The sequence below is a fragment of the Streptomyces sp. NPDC055013 genome, assembly GCF_053608645.1.
Map to the genome: position 1 here is coordinate 12886 of NZ_JBSGVW010000042.1, position 17130 is coordinate 30015.

At 69.8% G+C, this 17130-nt stretch carries 15 protein-coding genes and 1 riboswitch; of the genes, 4 read left to right on the forward strand and 11 right to left on the reverse strand.

Features of this window, described 5'->3' with window-relative positions; translation table 11 throughout:
* Window positions 1-143: 143 nt before the first annotated feature.
* Together ACWGDB_RS35725 and ACWGDB_RS35730 are read right to left on the reverse strand one after the other, a co-directional pair.
* A complete protein-coding gene (locus tag ACWGDB_RS35725) occupies window positions 144-1685 on the reverse strand; it encodes an amino acid permease (protein WP_453826269.1) in 1542 nt (513 codons plus the stop codon).
* A 37-nt stretch (window positions 1686-1722) separates the two neighbouring features.
* On the reverse strand, window positions 1723-2676 hold the full coding sequence (locus ACWGDB_RS35730; protein ID WP_383612990.1) for a hypothetical protein: 954 nt from the start codon (window positions 2674-2676) through the stop codon (window positions 1723-1725).
* Window positions 2677-2919: 243 nt separating this feature from the next.
* Between ACWGDB_RS35730 and ACWGDB_RS35735 the strand changes: the two genes are divergently transcribed.
* Together ACWGDB_RS35735 and ACWGDB_RS35740 are read left to right on the forward strand one after the other, a co-directional pair.
* Window positions 2920-3540, forward strand: coding sequence for a uridine kinase family protein (locus tag ACWGDB_RS35735; protein ID WP_453826313.1), 621 nt, complete (start codon window positions 2920-2922; stop codon window positions 3538-3540).
* Between the two features lie 429 nt (window positions 3541-3969).
* Window positions 3970-5826: an AAA family ATPase gene (locus ACWGDB_RS35740; protein WP_453826270.1), complete on the forward strand. Its 1857-nt coding sequence runs from the start codon at window positions 3970-3972 to the stop codon at window positions 5824-5826.
* A 24-nt stretch (window positions 5827-5850) separates the two neighbouring features.
* Here ACWGDB_RS35740 and ACWGDB_RS35745 read toward each other — a convergent pair whose 3' ends face one another.
* The 9 genes from ACWGDB_RS35745 to ACWGDB_RS35785 all read right to left on the reverse strand — a co-directional run bounded on the left by ACWGDB_RS35745 (window position 5851) and on the right by ACWGDB_RS35785 (window position 13320).
* On the reverse strand, window positions 5851-6939 hold the full coding sequence (locus ACWGDB_RS35745) for a hemolysin family protein (RefSeq protein WP_453826271.1): 1089 nt from the start codon (window positions 6937-6939) through the stop codon (window positions 5851-5853).
* Window positions 6936-8261: a hemolysin family protein gene (locus tag ACWGDB_RS35750; RefSeq protein WP_453826272.1), complete on the reverse strand. Its 1326-nt coding sequence runs from the start codon at window positions 8259-8261 to the stop codon at window positions 6936-6938. The genes ACWGDB_RS35745 and ACWGDB_RS35750 overlap by 4 nt, the downstream gene beginning before the upstream one ends.
* A gap of 221 nt (window positions 8262-8482) precedes the next feature.
* Window positions 8483-8941: a PH domain-containing protein gene (locus tag ACWGDB_RS35755; RefSeq protein WP_453826273.1), complete on the reverse strand. Its 459-nt coding sequence runs from the start codon at window positions 8939-8941 to the stop codon at window positions 8483-8485.
* A gap of 19 nt (window positions 8942-8960) precedes the next feature.
* Complete coding sequence (gene hisG, locus ACWGDB_RS35760) at window positions 8961-9809, reverse strand: ATP phosphoribosyltransferase (RefSeq protein ID WP_453826274.1); 849 nt, start codon at window positions 9807-9809, stop codon at window positions 8961-8963.
* A 49-nt stretch (window positions 9810-9858) separates the two neighbouring features.
* Window positions 9859-10131, reverse strand: coding sequence for a phosphoribosyl-ATP diphosphatase (locus ACWGDB_RS35765; RefSeq protein WP_030946750.1), 273 nt, complete (start codon window positions 10129-10131; stop codon window positions 9859-9861).
* Between the two features lie 34 nt (window positions 10132-10165).
* Complete coding sequence (ribH, locus tag ACWGDB_RS35770) at window positions 10166-10651, reverse strand: 6,7-dimethyl-8-ribityllumazine synthase (RefSeq protein ID WP_003988915.1); 486 nt, start codon at window positions 10649-10651, stop codon at window positions 10166-10168.
* A 25-nt stretch (window positions 10652-10676) separates the two neighbouring features.
* The gene (locus tag ACWGDB_RS35775; RefSeq protein WP_453826275.1) at window positions 10677-12053 is read right to left on the reverse strand and encodes a bifunctional 3,4-dihydroxy-2-butanone-4-phosphate synthase/GTP cyclohydrolase II; all 1377 of its coding nucleotides are present in this window, start codon (window positions 12051-12053) and stop codon (window positions 10677-10679) included.
* Entirely contained in the window at window positions 12050-12691 is a 642-nt protein-coding gene (locus ACWGDB_RS35780) for a nicotinamide mononucleotide transporter family protein (protein ID WP_215122669.1), read from the reverse strand. Before ACWGDB_RS35780 ends, ACWGDB_RS35775 begins: the two co-directional genes overlap by 4 nt.
* A complete protein-coding gene (locus ACWGDB_RS35785) occupies window positions 12688-13320 on the reverse strand; it encodes a riboflavin synthase (protein ID WP_453826276.1) in 633 nt (210 codons plus the stop codon). The genes ACWGDB_RS35780 and ACWGDB_RS35785 overlap by 4 nt, the downstream gene beginning before the upstream one ends.
* 146 nt (window positions 13321-13466) lie before the next feature.
* A riboswitch (FMN riboswitch) is annotated at window positions 13467-13597 on the reverse strand.
* A gap of 215 nt (window positions 13598-13812) precedes the next feature.
* On the opposite strand from ACWGDB_RS35785, the gene ACWGDB_RS35790 reads away from it, so the two are divergent.
* Complete coding sequence (locus ACWGDB_RS35790) at window positions 13813-16134, forward strand: chitinase C-terminal domain-containing protein (protein WP_453826277.1); 2322 nt, start codon at window positions 13813-13815, stop codon at window positions 16132-16134.
* Window positions 16135-16233: 99 nt separating this feature from the next.
* The gene (locus tag ACWGDB_RS35795) at window positions 16234-17121 is read left to right on the forward strand and encodes an RNA polymerase sigma-70 factor (RefSeq protein WP_383631594.1); all 888 of its coding nucleotides are present in this window, start codon (window positions 16234-16236) and stop codon (window positions 17119-17121) included.
* The last annotated feature ends 9 nt before the right edge of the window (window positions 17122-17130 follow it).

Consider the following 17130-nt stretch of genomic DNA (forward strand, 5'->3'; position numbering starts at 1 on the left):
CTGGCCCTGGCCGCGAGGCCGGGGCGGGGGCCCGGCCCCCCCCCCCCCCCCCCCAACCGCCCCGCGTGCCGGGTGGGATGGACGAGCGGCGGTCCCGGCGTACGCCCTTGCGGCGGCGTACGCCGGGAACGGGTGACGAATCGTCAGACGAGGTCCATTGCGGCGACCTCGTCGGGGCGGCCGTAGCTGACCGGGCCGTGGAAGCGGCGGCGGGCCGAGGCGAACCACCACACCGTGGCCACGGCCAGGACGCCGGCCAGTGCGATCGGTGCGTAATTGAAGGTGTCGACGGTGACCGGCGAGGCGTGCGGCAGCATGAACAGGACGCTGCTGAGCAGGATCCAGGTCACCGCGACCACCCCGACCGGCCGTCCCCAGCGGCCCAGGTGCCACGGCCCCGGCTGGAACTCGTCACCGAGGCGCAGCCGGAGCAGGATCGGGACGGCGTACGCGAGGAAGAGGCCGACGACGTTGACGCTGACGATGGCGGTGAACGCCGTGTGCGACCACCAGCCGGGCAGCACGAGCGCCAGCGAGCAGGCGACCGCGAGCCACACCGCCTTCACGGGGGTGCGGGTGCGCGGCGAGACCGAATGCCACCAGCGGGAGCCGGGCATCGCGCCGTCCCGGGAGAAGGCGAAGATCTGCCGGGTGTTGCTGGTGAGATTGGCGAGGCCGCAGAAGAGCATCGCGCCGATCACGATCAACAGCAGCACCTTGGCGGTGTCCACTCCGAGCCCGTCGATCAGGATCTGCACGGGAGGTGCGTCGGCGCTCGCCACACGGTCGTAGTCACGAATGCTGTAGACCAATGCGAGCATCAGCAGCAGCCCCGCTATCGCGGAGTATGCGATCGCCCGCGTGATCCCCCGCGGCGCATTGACCGTCGCCCGGACGGTTTCCTCGGACATGTGGAAGCTGCCGTCGAAGCCGGTGAAGGTCCAGCTCGTGACCAGCAGACCGAGCATCCCGCCGTAAAGGGCGCTCGTGAAACCGGTGTTGTTCGCGAAATGCGTGACGAACGAAGCCGACTGATGATGATCGGGCATGACGACCAAAGCGCTCACGATGACGACGAGGCCGATCAGCAGCCACCACACCGAGATCCGGTTCAGTACGGCCACCAGGTGCACGGTGTAGGTGTTGGCCAGCCCCTGCAGCACGATGATCAGCGCTGTGATCAGCACCGTCCGGTGGCCCGACGGCTCGTAGGAGGGCCACTGCAGGGCGATGAACGCCTGGGTGAAGGTCGCGGCGGCGTACCCGGTGGCGGCCGTGCCGCCGACCTGGCCCACGAAGTTCAGCCAGCCGGTGTACCAGGACCAGGCACCCTTGTGGCGTTTGGCGAGTTTTCCGGCGGAGAAATACAGAGCACCGCTCGTCGGATATGCGGAGGCGACTTCCGCCATTGCTGCTCCCACGAAGAGCACCATGACGGAGACGCCGATCCAGCCGAAGACGAGAACGCTCGGACCGCCCGCGTTCAGACCGAATCCTATTCCCGAGAAGATTCCCGAGATTATGTTGATGATGGTGAATGAGATGGCGAAATTGTCGAACGCCTGAAAGCGGCGGGTGAGTTTTCTCGGATAGCCCATCGCATGCAGGGTCGCGTCGTCGTCGAGCGCGCTCGGATCGGCTCCCCCGCGTGCTCGGGCACGCGGGGCCGTCATCCGTTCTGACACGGGTCGGACCTTTCTCTTGGTGGGGGGTTGCGGTCCGTCAGGCACCCGGCACGGGCAGGCCGCAGACGCGGCGCGCCCGGGACAGCTGCTCGGCCGGGTCACCGAAGGCGGACCAGGGCATGCGCGAGGCGTACGGCCCCATCGCCGTGAAGGCGGCGCGTGCCTCCTCCTCGTGCCGGGCCATGACCAGGGCATGCGCGAGGTAGGCCAGGTCGAGGACTGGTGTGAAGGAGTAGTCGGTGACGGTGGGCAGCCAGGCGTGGTGGATCGCCAGAGCGGTCGTACGCCACTGCGGCTGCTCCCAGACCCGGTCGGCGAGCAGCTGGGTCGGGTCGTAGCACTCCACCAGGGCGACCAGCGGCAGAAGACGCAGCGGCGAGTCGGCGGGCGCCCGCTGGCCGAGGAAGGCGGCGACGTCCCAGGCGGCGGTCACGGAGCCGCCGTACCGGGTGAAGAAGCAGGCCAGAAAGCGGTGGTGGGCCTCGCGGTGCCAGGGGTCGATGGAGAGGATGTGCGCGAACAGGCGCCACGGCCCGGGCGGGGCGGTGAGCAGCCCGCGCGGCGCCCGGTCGCGCAGCCGGTGCAGCCGGGCCATGGCCAGCTTGGCCACCCAGGGCGTGGGATCGGCGGGGTCCGCCGTCGCGGCCCGGTCGCAGGCGGCCAGCGCTATCCGCTCCAGCGCCTCGGTGCGCGGGTCACGCGCGTCGGCCGCGCGCAGCGCCCGCAGCACCGCCACCCGCGCCCACAGCAGCGCCGCCTCGGGTCCGGGGTCGTCGGCGAGCCAGCGCTCGACGAGATCGGAGTCGGCGGCCTCCGAGGCGAGCACGAGAGAGCGATGGGCCCGCAGGGCGAAGTCACCGCGCGTTTCGGCCAGGGCATCGCCGGCGCTCAGATATCGCCCGGCCCGGACATCGACGCATACGCTCGCGAGCACGCGGTCGTCGGCCGCCGGATGCCACACATACTGCCCCTCGAATAACCCCGCGGCCATCTGTCCCAGCCCATCCCCGTTACGGCGCCTCACAGTTGCACACCAGGCACCTTACTCAGCGTGCGGCTCAACCGGAACGCAGATTTCACTGTGGTGGCTTGAGTTTTTCGGCGGCATTGCGGACATCCGGTGGCTAGTTCAAAGCGACACCTTTTCTCATCCCGTCTCTGCATCCGCTTTCACCCGCTACTAGAATGTTCCAACGAAATATGCCCACCACCCCGTCTCACTTCAGGAAAAACGATTCACGACCTCGCCACCCGGCTCCGCCGGCTCCCCCCGTCCTGCGGCCCGGTCCGCCTGATCGGCGTCGACGGGCACGCCGGCTCCGGAAAGTCCACGTTCGCCGGGCAGTTGGCCCGGGCACTGGGTGACGCCCCGGTGCTGCGCCTCGACGACATCGCGAGCCACGACGAGCTGTTCGAGTGGACCGGGCGGTTGCTGGCCCAGGTCATCGAACCGCTCGCGCGGGGCGGGACCGCCCACTGCACGCCCTACGACTGGCGGGCCCGCCGTTTCGGACCGCCCCGCGCGCTGCCGCCCGCCCCGGTGATGCTCGTCGAGGGTGTCGGCGCCGGCCGCCGCGCCCTGCGCCCGTATCTCGCCCAGCTGCTCTGGATGGAACTGCCGCGCGAGGAGTCCTGGGCGCGGGGCCGCGCGCGGGACGGGGAGGAGCAGCGGGAGTTCTGGGACGGGTGGGTCGGGGCGGAGCGAAAGCACTTCGACGAGGACCCGTCCAGGCCCTTCGCGGACCTTCTGGTTCGGCAGTGCGGGAAGGGATATGAGGTGATTCCTGGGCCTGCCGAGACCAATGGACCGGACCACGCCATCACACACGGTGACGACCCATCGGCAATGTGCTGAAGTTGTGAAGAGCCCTCCGGAGCAAGTTCGCGGAGTGCCTCAACTCTGCTTGACCCGGGGGCCGTACAGGACTTACGTTCTGAATGTGCGGTCATTCGAGGCCGCCCGCAGACGCGAAGCCCCCGGTTGTTCCCCCGTGATCGGGGGCTTCGTTCTGCCCTCACCCCACTTTTCGGGCGCCGAGAGGCGCGATTCGCTCACCCTCGGTCACCGAGGGCGCTCCGCCCGATCTGCTTCCACCTCGACAAACGGCCCGTGCGGCACCCTGGGGCGGGCGACACCCTCGCAGGTACGATGCCATCGGTGCGACCTACGGACGGCTGCTCTGCGCACCGTTGCAACTCCGGTCTGCGGCACGGCGGTTCGACCACGGCGGCCGACGGACGAGCGGTCTGCCAACCGACGGGGGCACGGTTTGTGGGGGACGTGATGGACTTCGGCACGCGGGGCCCCGAGGCTCCGGCCGACCTCGCCTGGTTGCGAGGCGTGGATGCCTACACGATGGGGGCCTATCCGCAGGCGGAGGAGGAGTTCCGCACCGCGGTCCGGATCGATCCCGGGATGGCCGACGGCTGGCTCGGCCTGCACGCGCTGCGCGTCGACACGACGACCGCGCTGCTGCGGATGTTCCGGCACCGGGACCGCTTCGGGGAACAGCGCGCGCGGCATCGGCGGACCATCAACTCCTGGTACTGGCTGGGCTGGTGGGTGCAGCCGGTGCTGGAGAGCCCGCGCGATCTGCTGCTGGCGCATGCCTCGCACTGGCTGGACGGCCGGCACGTCCCGGAGCTGGACCGGGCGCTGGCCGGGCTCCCGCCCGTGGACACCGATCACCAGGTCCGCTTCCTGCACGCCTGCCGCGCCTATCTGGTCAAGGACTGGGACCAGCTGGTCCGGCACACCGACCCACTGCTCGACGACACGATGCTCGGCATCGAGGCGGGCCTGTTCGGCGGCATGGCGCGGGTCCGGCTGGAGATGTACGGGCAGGCCGAGCCGCTGCTGTCGGCCGCGCTGATGCGGTGCCGCAGCGAGCAGCCGCAGCGCAAGGAACTGCGGTACTGGCTGGCCCGGGCGCACGAGGGCACGGGCCGGTCCGCCGCGGCCCTCCCGCTCTACCGTGCCGTACACCGCGTCGACCCCGCCTTCATGGACACCTCGGCCCGGCTCGCGGCCATCGCCGAGGGCGACGGATTCGACGACCCGGCCGATCTCGCGGCGATCACCCTCACCGGGATCGGGCAGGACCTGGGCGACGGACTCGACCCGCTCTTCGGCATCGAGGGACGGGACCTGAAGCTGTCGGACCCCGATCTGCCGCCCACCGGTCCGCTGCCGTCGGTGGCCGACCCGGCGGTGCGCGAGAAGACGTCCGTACCGGCGCAGCAGCTGCCCGCCGGTCCCACCGACCCCCAGTTACTCGAGGAGGCGCTCGCCGAGCTCGAGCGCATGGTCGGGCTGGAGCCCGTCAAACGCCAGGTCAAGGCGCTGTCCGCCCAGTTGAACATGGCCCGGCTGCGCACCGGGCAGGGGCTGCCGGTGCAGCCGCCCAAACGGCACTTCGTCTTCTCCGGCCCCTCCGGCACCGGCAAGACCACGGTCGCCCGGATTCTGGGCCGCGTCTTCTACGCCCTCGGGCTCCTCGGCGGCGACCATCTAGTGGAGGCCCAGCGCGCCGATCTGGTCGGCGAGTATCTGGGCCAGACCGCCGTGAAGGCCAATGAACTCATCGACTCCGCGCTCGGCGGGGTCCTCTTCGTCGACGAGGCCTACTCCCTGTCCAACTCCGGCTACGGCAAGGGCGACGCGTACGGCGACGAGGCCCTGCAGGTGCTGCTGAAGCGGGCCGAGGACAACCGGGACCACCTGGTGGTGATCCTCGCCGGCTATCCCGAGGGCATGGACCGGCTGCTGGCCGCGAACCCCGGTCTGTCCTCGCGCTTCACGTCCCGCGTCGACTTCCCCTCGTACCGTCCCCTCGAACTGACCTCGATCGGCGAGGTGCTGGCCGCGGAGAACGGGGACGTGTGGGACGAGGAGGCACTGGACGAGCTGCGGTCCATCGCCGGGCACGTGGTCGATCAGGGATGGATCGACGAGCTGGGCAACGGACGGTTCCTGCGGACGCTGTACGAGAAGAGCTGTGCGTACCGGGATCTGCGGTTGTCGACCTATCCGGGGGCGTTGACGAGGGACGACCTGTCGACGCTGCGGCTGCCGGATCTGATGCAGGCGTACGGCGAGGTGCTGTCGGGAAGGGGCCCGCAGGATCCGTCGGCGATGTGACGGATCCCGCGAGCCGGTGCGCGATCAGCCGGCCATTGCCTCTTCCGGCTCCCCGGTGTTCACCCTCGGCGCAGTCACCCGCACCTCCGGCAGCTCCCGGTGCGCAGGGTCCCGTACCTCGCCGACCAGGAGTTCCAGTACGTCCTCCAGGGCGACGAGCCCCAGCACCTTGCCGGACGCGTCGGCCACCTGGGCGAGGTGGGTCGCGGCGCGGCGCATGACCGTGAGGGCGTCGTCCAGGGGCAGTTCGGAGCGCAGTGTCGTCATCGGGTGCCACACCTGCTGCGGCACCGCGCGCTGCGACTCCTCCAGGTCGAGTACGTCCTTCACGTGCAGGTAGCCCATGAAGGCGCCGTTCTCCGCCGCGACCGGGAAGCGGGAGTACCCGGTGCGGGCGGTGAGCGCGACGATCTGGCCCGGGGTGACCGACGGGCTGACGGTGACCAGGGACTCACGCTTGAGCAGGACGTCCGTCACCGGGCGGGAGCCCAGCTCCAGGGCGTCCTCCAAACGTTCCTGCTCCTCGGGGTCGAGCAGGCCCGCCTGGCCGGAGTCCTCGACGAGCCGGTTGAGCTGCTCGCTCGTGAACACCGCCTCGACCTCGTCCTTCGGATCGACGCGGAAGAGCCGCAGGATGGCATGCGACACGGCGCCGAGAGCCACGGTGATCGGCTTGCAGAAGCGGGCGAACCACACCAGGCCGGGGCTGAGCCACAGCGCGACCTTCTCCGGCGCCGCCATCGCCAGGTTCTTCGGCAGCATCTCGCCGATGACCAGGTGGAAGAAGACCACCGCGGCGAGCGCGATGACATAGGTGAGCGGATGGATCAGGCCGTGCGGCAGATGGATCCATTCGAACACCGGCGTCAGCAGGTGCGCCACCGTCGGCTCGGCGACGGCGCCCAGCGTCAGTGAGCAGACGGTGATGCCGAACTGCGCCGCCGCCATCATCTGCGGCAGCCGCTCCAGGCCGTACAGCACCTGACGGGCCCGTGCCGTGCCCAGCGGTTCGATCTGGCTGCGGCGGACCGAGACGAGGGCGAACTCGGCGCCGACGAAGAATCCGTTGGCGAGCACGAGCAGCGCGGCGAAGAGGAGTTGGAGCACGCTCATCGGGCGACCTCCACCACGGCACCGGTCCGGACCAGCCGGACGCGCTCGGCGCGGTAGTGGCCGACCCGGCGCACCGAAAGCCGCCAGCCCGGCAGTTCCGCCTTGTCGCCGACGGCCGGGATCCGCCCGAGCAGGTCGGCGACCAGTCCGGCGACGGTCTCGTACGGCCCCTCGGGCACGTCGAGTCCTATGCGCAGGAGGATGTCGACGCGGCAGCTGCCGTCGGCGTCCCAGGCGGGGCGGCCGTCCTCCGGCGGGGCGGCGGCGAGTTCCGGCAGGTCCTGGCCGTCGTGCTCATCCCGGACCTCGCCGACGATCTCCTCGACGATGTCCTCGAGGGTGACCACCCCGGCCGTGCCGCCGTACTCGTCGACGACGACCGCGATGGGCTGCTCGCTGCGCAGCTGGGCGAGGAGGGGCTGGACCGGGAGGGTCTCGGGGACCAGTAGCGCCGGGCGGGCGATGCGGCCGACCGGGGTGCGCAGACGATCACTCGAACGGATCGCCAGCGCGTCCTTCAGATGGACCATCCCGACGATCTCGTCGATCTTCTCCCGGTAGACCGGGAAGCGCGACAGACCGGTGGCTCGGGTCAGGTTCACCACGTCCTCGGCGGTCGCCGACGAGTGCAGTGCGCTGACCTTCACGCGCGGGGTCATGACGTGCTGCGCGGTGAGTTCGGCGAGCGACAGGGTCCGTACGAAGAGGTCGGCGGTGTCCTGTTCCAGGGCGCCGGCCTGGGCGGAGTGCCGGGCCAGGGAGACCAGCTCCCCCGGCGTACGGGCGGAGGCCAGCTCCTCGGCGGGCTCGATGCCCAGCGCGCGGACGAGACGGTTGGCGACGGAGTTCAGGCCGGCGATCACCGGGCGGAACAGCCGGGCGAAGGCGTGCTGCGGGCCGGCGACGAAGCGCGCGACCTGCATCGGCCGGGACACCGCCCAGTTCTTCGGCACGAGCTCGCCGATCACCATCTGCACGGCCGAGGCCAGCAGCATGCCGACGACCACGGCCACACCGGACACCGCACCCTCGGGGATGCCGATCGCGGTGAAGGGGCCGCCCAGCAGCTGAGCGAGCGCCGGTTCGGCGAGCATGCCGACGACCAGGGAGGTGATGGTGATGCCGAGCTGGGTGCCGGAGAGCTGGAAGGACAGTTCCTTGAGCGACTCGACAACCCGGTGGGCCCGTCGGTCGCCTTCCGCGGCGGCCTTCTCGGCGTCCGTCGCCTCGACCGTGACCAGGCCGAACTCGGCGGCCACGAAGAAGCCGTTGGCGAGAATCAGGAGGAACGCGGCTGCGAGAAGCAGCAAGGGGACGCTCATGATGCCGCCGCCCCGGTATGTCGGGAGGGGGCGGCGCAGGTACTACAGGACGATCCGTCCATCGCTGGAGGGAATCACTCCTCGGGTAGCAGGGGACCTCTGAAGGCCGGTTGGACCATCAAAGGCGGAGGCGTCACAGAAACGCCTCCGCCAACAGATTAATCAAGACATCGCGATTTACGGCAGGGTGAATGCCCCCGAGTCAGCCCTTGGGACCTGTCTCAGCCCTGATGCTCCTCGGGATCCCTGACGGAGCGGGCCTCGGCGAGCGCCCGCAGGGTGCGGGCGTCGGCGATGGCGCGCTGCTTGGCGATGCCCGGCTGGATGCCGAGTACGGGCAGGCTGGTGCCGTCGCTGAGGTTGAGGAACACCCAGGGGTCGCCGGGGCGCAGGTTCACCTGAACGATCTCGGCCCACTCCAGACGGCGCCTGGTGGCGATGTTCACCACGGTGACGCCGGACTCGTCGGCGACGACCTTCACGCGCGCCAGCATGGCCAGCACGCCGAACATCAGCGCGCCGGTGAAGATGAAGCTGAGCCGCTCCCCCGGGCCGAGCTTCTCCAGCAGCAGCGCGACCGCCGTGATGACGACGAAGATCGCGGTGCCGGCGGTGAGCAGGACGGCCCTGGTGCGACCCGGCCGGAACGTGACGGGCAGGGTGGGCAGTTCGGAAGACATCGGTGTACGGCCCCTCGGCTCAGAGGCGGCAGGCGTGGATGGCCGTGGTCAGGATGGCCCGCGCCCCGATGTCGTACAGGTCGTCCATGATCCGCTGGGCCTCCTTGGCCGGGACCATCGCCCGGACGGCGACCCAGCCCTCGTTGTGCAGCGGAGACACGGTCGGGGACTCCAGACCCGGCGTGAGGGCGACGGCCTTCTCGAGCTGCTCGACGCGGCAGTCGTAGTCCATCATCACGTACGTCCGCGCGACCAGGACGCCCTGCAGGCGGCGCAGGAACTGCTGCACCTTGGACTCCTCGGCGTCCGCGCCGGTGCGGCGGATGACGACGGCCTCGGACTTCATGATGGGCTCGCCGAAGACCTCCAGACCCGCGTTGCGCAGGGAGGTGCCGGTCTCGACGACGTCGGCGATGACCTCGGCGACACCGAGTTCGATGGCGGTCTCGACGGCGCCGTCGAGGTGGACGACGGAGGCGTCGATGCCCTGCTCGGCCAGGTGACCGGCGACGATGCCCTCGTAGGAGGTGGCGACCGTCTTGCCCTTGAGGTCCTCGATGCCGTGCGCCGTGCCCCGCTTGGCGGCGAAGCGGAAGGTGGAGCGGGCGAAGCCGAGCGGCAGGATCTCCTCGGCGTCCGCGTCGGAGTCGATCAGCAGGTCGCGGCCGGTGATGCCGATGTCGAGCTTGCCGGAGGACACGTAGATCGCGATGTCGCGCGGGCGCAGGTAGAAGAACTCGACCTCGTTCACCGGGTCGACGATCCGCAGTTCCTTGGACTCGCGGCGCTGCTGGTAGCCGGCCTCATGCAGCATCTCCGCCGCAGGGCCGGACAGGGAACCCTTGTTGGGGACGGCGATGCGCAGCATGAGGTCGGCTTCCTTCGTTCGCTCTTACGGTGTGCGGGGGTGGTGGTGCTCAGAGGTGGGCGTAGACGTCGTCCAGGGAGATGCCGCGGGCGACCATCATCACCTGGACGTGGTACAGCAGCTGCGAGATCTCCTCGGCGGCCGCTTCCTTGCCCTCGTACTCGGCGGCCATCCAGACTTCGGCGGCCTCCTCGACGACCTTCTTGCCGATGGCATGGACGCCCTTGCCGACCAGCTCGGCGGTGCGGGAAGTGGCGGGGTCGCCGTGGGCTGCCTTGTGTTGGAGCTCGGTGAAGAGCTCCTCGAACGTCTTATTGGACATGGTGACGCTCAGCCTATGCCACATGTGCCTTTCGTCAGCGCCAGGGTTCAGATACTGAACGCAGGGTCGCCGCCGTCGCCACGGCCGCCGTCACCGCCTCGTGTCCCTTGTCCTCGTTGGACCCCTCGATGCCCGCTCGGTCCAGGGCCTGTTCCTCGGTGTCGCAGGTCAGCACGCCGAAGCCGACCGGGACGCCGGTCTCGACGGACACCTGCGTCAGGCCCTGGGTGACGCCCTGGCACACGTACTCGAAGTGGGGGGTGCCGCCGCGGATGACGACGCCGAGGGCGACGATCGCGTCGTAGCCGCGGCCCGCGAGGACCTTGGCGACCACCGGGAGTTCCCAGCTGCCGGGGACCCTCAGCAGGGTCGGCTCGTCGATGCCCAGGTCGTGCAGGGCGCGCAGGGCGCCGTCCACCAGACCGTCCATCACCTTCTCGTGCCACTGCGCCGCGATGACCGCGACCCGCAGGTCGCCCACATTGCGTACGGACAGTTCGGGTGCGCCCTTGCCGCTCACGTTCTTAAGTCTCCTCGGTGTGCTCTTACTGGTTGGTGCAGGTGGTCAGGGGGGCCACGGGTGCCGGGTCCAGCCAGGGCAGGTCGTGTCCCATCCGGTCGCGCTTGGTGCGCAGGTACGTCAGGTTGTGCTCGCCCGCCTGTACGGGCATCGGCTCCCGCTCGGTGACCTTGAGGCCGTGGCCGAGGAGCGCGTCGGACTTGTCGGGGTTGTTGGTCAGCAGGCGCACGCTGCGCACACCGAGGTCAACCAGGATCTGCGCGCCGGCGCCGTAGTCGCGGGCGTCGGCGGGCAGGCCGAGTTCGAGGTTGGCGTCGAGGGTGTCGCGGCCGCGCTCCTGGAGTTCGTAGGCGCGCAGCTTGGACATCAGGCCGATGCCCCTGCCCTCGTGGCCGCGCAGGTAGACGACGATGCCCCGGCCCTCGGCCTGGATGCGCTCCAGGGCCGCTTCCAGCTGGGGCCCGCAGTCGCAGCGCAGCGAGTGGAAGACGTCGCCGGTGAGGCATTCGGAGTGGACGCGGACGACGACGTCCTCGCCGTCGCCGATCTCGCCGTGGACGAGGGCGACGTGCTCGACGCCGTCGACGGTGGAGCGGTAGCCGTACGCCGTGAAGGTGCCGTGGGCGGTGGGCAGGTGGACCTCGGCCTCGCGCCGGACGGTGGGCTCGGCCGGGGCCGGTCGCTCGGAGCGGACCGGCCGCTGCTCGGCCCGGGGCGGCTCCTGCTCGGCCGGCTTCGGCAGCTGGGCGCCGCGCAGGTGGGCGATGAGGTCCTCGATGGAGATGATCGTCAGGCCGTGCTTGCGGGCGAACGGGACCAGCTCGGGAAGGCGCAGCATCTCGCCGTCCTCGCCGGCGATCTCGACGATGGCGCCGACGGGGCGCAGGCCCGCGAGCCGGGCGAGGTCGACGGCGGCCTCGGTGTGGCCGTTACGGACGAGGACGCCGCCGGGCCTGGCGCGCAGCGGGAAGATGTGGCCGGGGCGGACGAGGTCCGACGGCTCCGCCTTGCCGCTCGCGAGGAGCTGGAGCGTGGTCGAGCGGTCGGGGGCCGAGATGCCGGTGGTCACGCCGTGCGCGGCCGAGGCGTCCACGGAGACGGTGAACGCGGTCTTCATCGACTCGGTGTTGTCCTGGACCATCTGCGGGAGCTCCAGCCGGTCCAGCTCGTCCGGCTCCATGGGGGCGCAGATCAGGCCGCGGCACTCGCTCATCATGAAGGCGACGATCTCGGGGGTCGCGTGCTCGGCGGCGATGACGAGGTCGCCCTCGTTCTCACGGTCCTCGTCGTCGACGACCACGACCGGGCGGCCCGCCGCGATGTCGGCGATGGCCTGCTCGACGGGGTCGAGCGTGAGGTCCTCGATGTCCTCGGTGCGGTACAGGATCGGTGCCGTGGTCATGCTGGCGCTCCTTCCAGGACGGGCCGCGCATCCTTGCGGGAGCGCAGCCACCAGTCGCGCATGCCCCACAGGACGAGTGCGCCGTAGATGACGTAGACGAAGCCGGAGAAGGCGTAGCCGTTGGCGAAGTTCAGGGGCACGCCGACCAGGTCGACGAGCAGCCAGGCGAACCAGAACTCGACCATGCCGCGCGCCTGCGCGTACATGGCGACGATGGTGCCGACGAAGATGTAGGCGTCGGGCCAGGGGTCCCAGGACAGGGTCGGGTACGCCTTGAAGAGGAGGGCCACCGCGACGGTGCCGGCCGCGGCCGCGGCGGCCATCGCCCCGCGCTCGCGCCAGGTGGCGAACCGGACGGCGATGTGGCCGTCCTCGCCCTGTCCCTTGCCGCGCTGCCACTGCCACCAGCCGAACAGGGCGACGAGCATGACGACGGCCTGCTTGCCGGCGCTGCCGGTGAGGTGGCCGTAGAAGGCGCCGAAGAGGATCAGGCCGGCCAGGAACTGCACGGGCCAGGTCCAGATGGAGCGCCGCCAGCCGAGGGCGAGGGCGGCCAGGCCGAAGAGGTTGCCGACCATGTCGGACCAGAGGATGTGCTGGCCGAAGAGGGTGAAGGCCTCGGAGTTCAGCGAGTTCACTTGGCCGTCGCCCCTTCGGAGGAGACCCGGTCGGAGGAGACCCGGTGGCCCAGCATCCGCTCGACGTACTTGGCGATGACGTCGACCTCGAGGTTGACCGGGTCGCCGGGCTGCTTGAGGCCGAGCGTGGTCAGGTCGAGGGTGGTGGGGATGAGGCTGACGGTGAAGTGGTCGGGTCCGGCGTCGACGACGGTGAGGCTGATGCCGTCGACGGTGATGGAGCCCTTCTCGACGACGTACCGGGAGAGGTCGGCGGGGAGCGAGATCTTCACGATCTCCCAGTGCTCGGAGGGCTTGCGGTCCAGCACCTCGCCGGTGCCGTCGACGTGGCCCTGCACGATGTGGCCGCCGAGGCGGGAGCCCACGGCGGTGGGGCGTTCGAGGTTGACGCGGGAACCGACGGTGAGGGCACCCAGGCTGGAGCGGTTGAGGGTCTCGGCCATGACGTCGGCGGTGAACTCGTCGCCCTCGTGGTCGACGACCGTGAGGCAGACGCCGTTCACGGCGATGGAGTCGCCGTGCTTCGCGCCTTCGGTGACGACGGGGCCACGCAGTCGGAAGCGACAGGCGTCGTCGAGGGTCTCGACGGCCGTGACCTGGCCCAGCTCTTCGACGATTCCGGTGAACACTTCCCGGGTCCTCCTGCCACATCGGGGCACGGACTCCGGGGCTGTCGATGACGACAGAATGTACGAGCAGAGACACCGAGGGCGACGCCGGACAGGGCTCGCCTCATGGACGAACCGGTACGGCGGCGCGCACGAATGCCCGCCCGCCGCGCACTGCCTCCCATCCGGACTTTAACCGTCGGTCCAGGAATTTCACCTGGTCAACCGGCCGCTGGAGGCGACCGGGTCGCGGACTGTAACCGCCGGTTCGGACTTTCACCGACCCCGGAGTGCGCTGCTACTGGTACAGAGCCAGTGTGCCACGCCTGATCGGCGTCCATACGGGCGAACTCTGTGGGGTGGCTCACAGGCCGCTTGGCTGGACTTCTCCGCCCGGAGGCCGCGCCGGGATTCAGCCGTCCTCATGGACCGATCACCTATTGGTCCATACCTATTGACTGACTGGTCTAGTCCTCTTTAGGGTCTGCCCAACTTCCGTGGAGAGGAACCGACTTGCTGTCCCTTTCACGCAACCGGGTGAGACCGGCCCTGCTCGCCGCCCTCGGTACGGTCGCCGGCCTGGTTCTGGCCGGACTCCCGGCGACCGTCTCGCACGCCGCCGACAACGACTCCTGCCGCCCCGACGGCCTCTACCGGACCCCCGCCGTCGACGTGCCGTACTGCTCGGTCTACGACTCGGCCGGCCGGGAGAAGATGGGCGCCGACCACCAGCGCCGGGTGATCGGCTACTTCACCGGCTGGCGCACCGGCAAGGACGGCACGCCCGCCTATCTCGCCCCCGACATCCCGTGGGACAAGGTCACCCACCTCAATTACGCCTTCGCTCACATCGACGGCAGCAACAAGATCTCCGTCGGCACGGACAGCGCGAACAACCCGGCGACGGGCATGACCTGGCCCGGTGTGAGCGGCGCGGACATGGATCCGGCGTTCTCCTACAAGGGCCACTTCAATCTGCTGAACAAATTCAAGAAGCAGCACCCGGACGTCAAGACGCTGATTTCGGTGGGTGGTTGGGCCGAGACCGGGGGCTATTTCGACGACAGTGGCACGCGAGTGAACTCGGGTGGCTTCTACTCGATGGCCACGAACGCCGACGGCTCGGTCAATCAGGCCGGTATCGACACGTTCGCGGATTCGGCGGTCGGGTTCATCAGGAAGTACGGATTCAACGGCGTCGACATCGACTACGAGTACCCGACGTCCATGAAGGACGCGGGCCACCCGTTCGACTGGTCCGTGTCCAACGCCCGCCGGTCCGGCCTCGTCAAGGGCTACGCGGCCTTGATGAGGACGCTCCGCGAGAGGCTCGACCGCGCGGGCGCGGCGGACGGCAGGCACTACCTGCTCTCCGTCGCGGCGCCCTCCTCCGGATATCTGCTGCGCGGCATGGAGACGTTCCAGGTCCAGAAGTACCTGGACTACGTCAACATCATGTCGTACGACCTGCACGGCGCCTGGAACGAGTACGTCGGCCCGAATGCCTCACTCTTCGACGACGGAAAGGACGCCGAACTCGCGGCGGCGGGCGTGTATTCCACGTCCCAGTACGGCGGAATCGGCTATCTGAACACCGACTGGGCGTACCACTACTTCCGCGGTTCGATGCCCGCGGGCCGGATCAACATCGGACTCCCCTACTACACCAGGGGGTTCAGGAACGTCACGGGCGGCACGGACGGACTGTGGGGCAAGGCGCCCTCGACGTCCTGTCCCGCGGGCTCCGGACTGACCAAGTGCGGGGACGGGGCCGTCGGGATCGACAACCTCTGGCACGACCTCGACACCGACGGCAAGGAGTCACCGGCGGGTTCGAACCCCATGTGGCACGCCAAGAACCTGGAGAAGGGGGTCGTCGGGGACTACGTCACCAAGTACGGCTTCCCGGCCGACACCCGGCTGACCGGCACGTACGCCCGCAAGTACGACTCCACGCTGGTCGCGCCCTGGCTGTGGAACGCCGAGAAGAAGGTGTTCCTGTCCACCGAGGACGAGCAGTCGGTGAACGCCAAGGCCGACTACGTCGTCGACCGGGGCATCGGCGGCACGATGGTGTGGGAGCTGGCCGGTGACTACGGCTGGAACGCGGGCAAGGGCCAGTACGAGCCGGGGTCGACCCTGACCTCCGCGATGTACGAGAAGTTCAAGTCGGCCTCCCCTTACGGCGCCGAGCGGTCGACGATCGACCTCCCGGCCGAGGCGCTGGACATCGACGTCGACTTCGGGCAGTTCCCACTCGGCGACTCCAACTACCCCATCAGCCCCAAGCTGAGGATCACCAACAACTCGACGGCGCCGCTGCCCGGCGGTACGGAGTTCCAGTTCGACTACGGCACCTCGGCGCCCGCGAACGCCAAGGACCAGTCGGGCTGGGGGACTTCGGTGATCCGCAGCGACCACACGGGGAGCAACGTCGGCGGACTCAAGGGCGACCATCACCGGGTCTCGCTGAAGCTGCCGAGCTGGCAGACGCTGGCACCGGGGGCGTCGGCGGAGCTGGACTTCGTGTACTACCTGCCCGTGTCGACACCGTCGAACTGGACGGTGACGTTCGGCGGGAAGACATACGCGCTGGCCGGGGACCTGGCACGCGGGACGACCGTCGTGGAGCCGGGGTCGGGAACCCCGTCCCCCACTCCGACCTCTTCCGGTGGAGAGTGCACGGGCCCCGTCTGGAATGCCACGACGGAATACGGCGGGGGCAGCACGGTGGCCCACAAGGGGCACTCGTGGAAGGCCAAGTGGTGGACCAAGGGCGAGGAGCCCGGCACCACCGGTGACTGGGGTGTGTGGCAGGACCTCGGAGCCTGCTGAGCCCCGCGCAGACGGCCCGGCGGCGGTGACGACGGCCCTTGCCCGCCGCCGGGTCTCCCAACGACCGCCGCCGGCGGCGGCTCTGGCAGGGTGAGGGGCATGACGACCGCCATCGCCGACGAGTTCGAGACCCACCGTCCCCGGCTGTTCGGCCTGGCCTATCGCATCCTGGGCTCCGCCGACGAGGCCGAGGACACCGTCCAGGACGCGTATCTGCGCTTCAGCGGTGCCGACCGCGAGGCGATCGAGTATCCGGGAGCCTGGCTCGCCAAGGTCGTCACGAACCTCTGTCTCACCCGGCTGACCTCGGCGAGGGCCCGGCGCGAGCAGTACGTCGGGCCCTGGCTGCCGGAGCCGGTGGTCACCTCGGACGGCACGCTCGGGCCTCTGGAGTCCGCCGAGCAGCGGGACGCCGTGTCCATGGCGATGCTGGTGCTGCTGGAGCGGCTCACACCGACCGAGCGGGCCGTGTACGTGCTGCGCGAGGCGTTCGCGTACGGCCACCGGGAGATCGCCGAGGCGCTGGAGCTGACCGAGGCCAACTGCCGGCAGCTGTACCGGCGGGCGGTGCAGCGGGTGGGTGAGCAGCGGTCGCGGTTCGAGTCGACTCCCGAGCGGCAGGACGAGTTGGTCAGGTCGTTCCTCACGGCGGCCCGCGACGGCGACCTCGGCGGGCTGGAGAAGCTGCTGGCGGCCGACGTCGTCTGGTCCAGCGACGGCGGCGGCAAGGTCTCGGCGGCCAGGCGGCCGATCGAGGGCCGGGACAAGGTGTTCCGCTTCCTGGCGGGTGCGACGCGGACGTTCCTGGCGGGCGTGGAGTTCACGGCGGTCGAGATCAACGGCTCCACCGCGCTGGCCGCGTGGGAGGGCGACACGCTGCTCTCGGTGGTGGCCTTCGAGGTGCGGGACGGGCTGGTCGCCCACGCGTGGGCCATGGTGAACCCGGACAAGCTGGACTTCGTACGCCGTCAGCTGGCGCGGGCGTAGCAGTTTCGC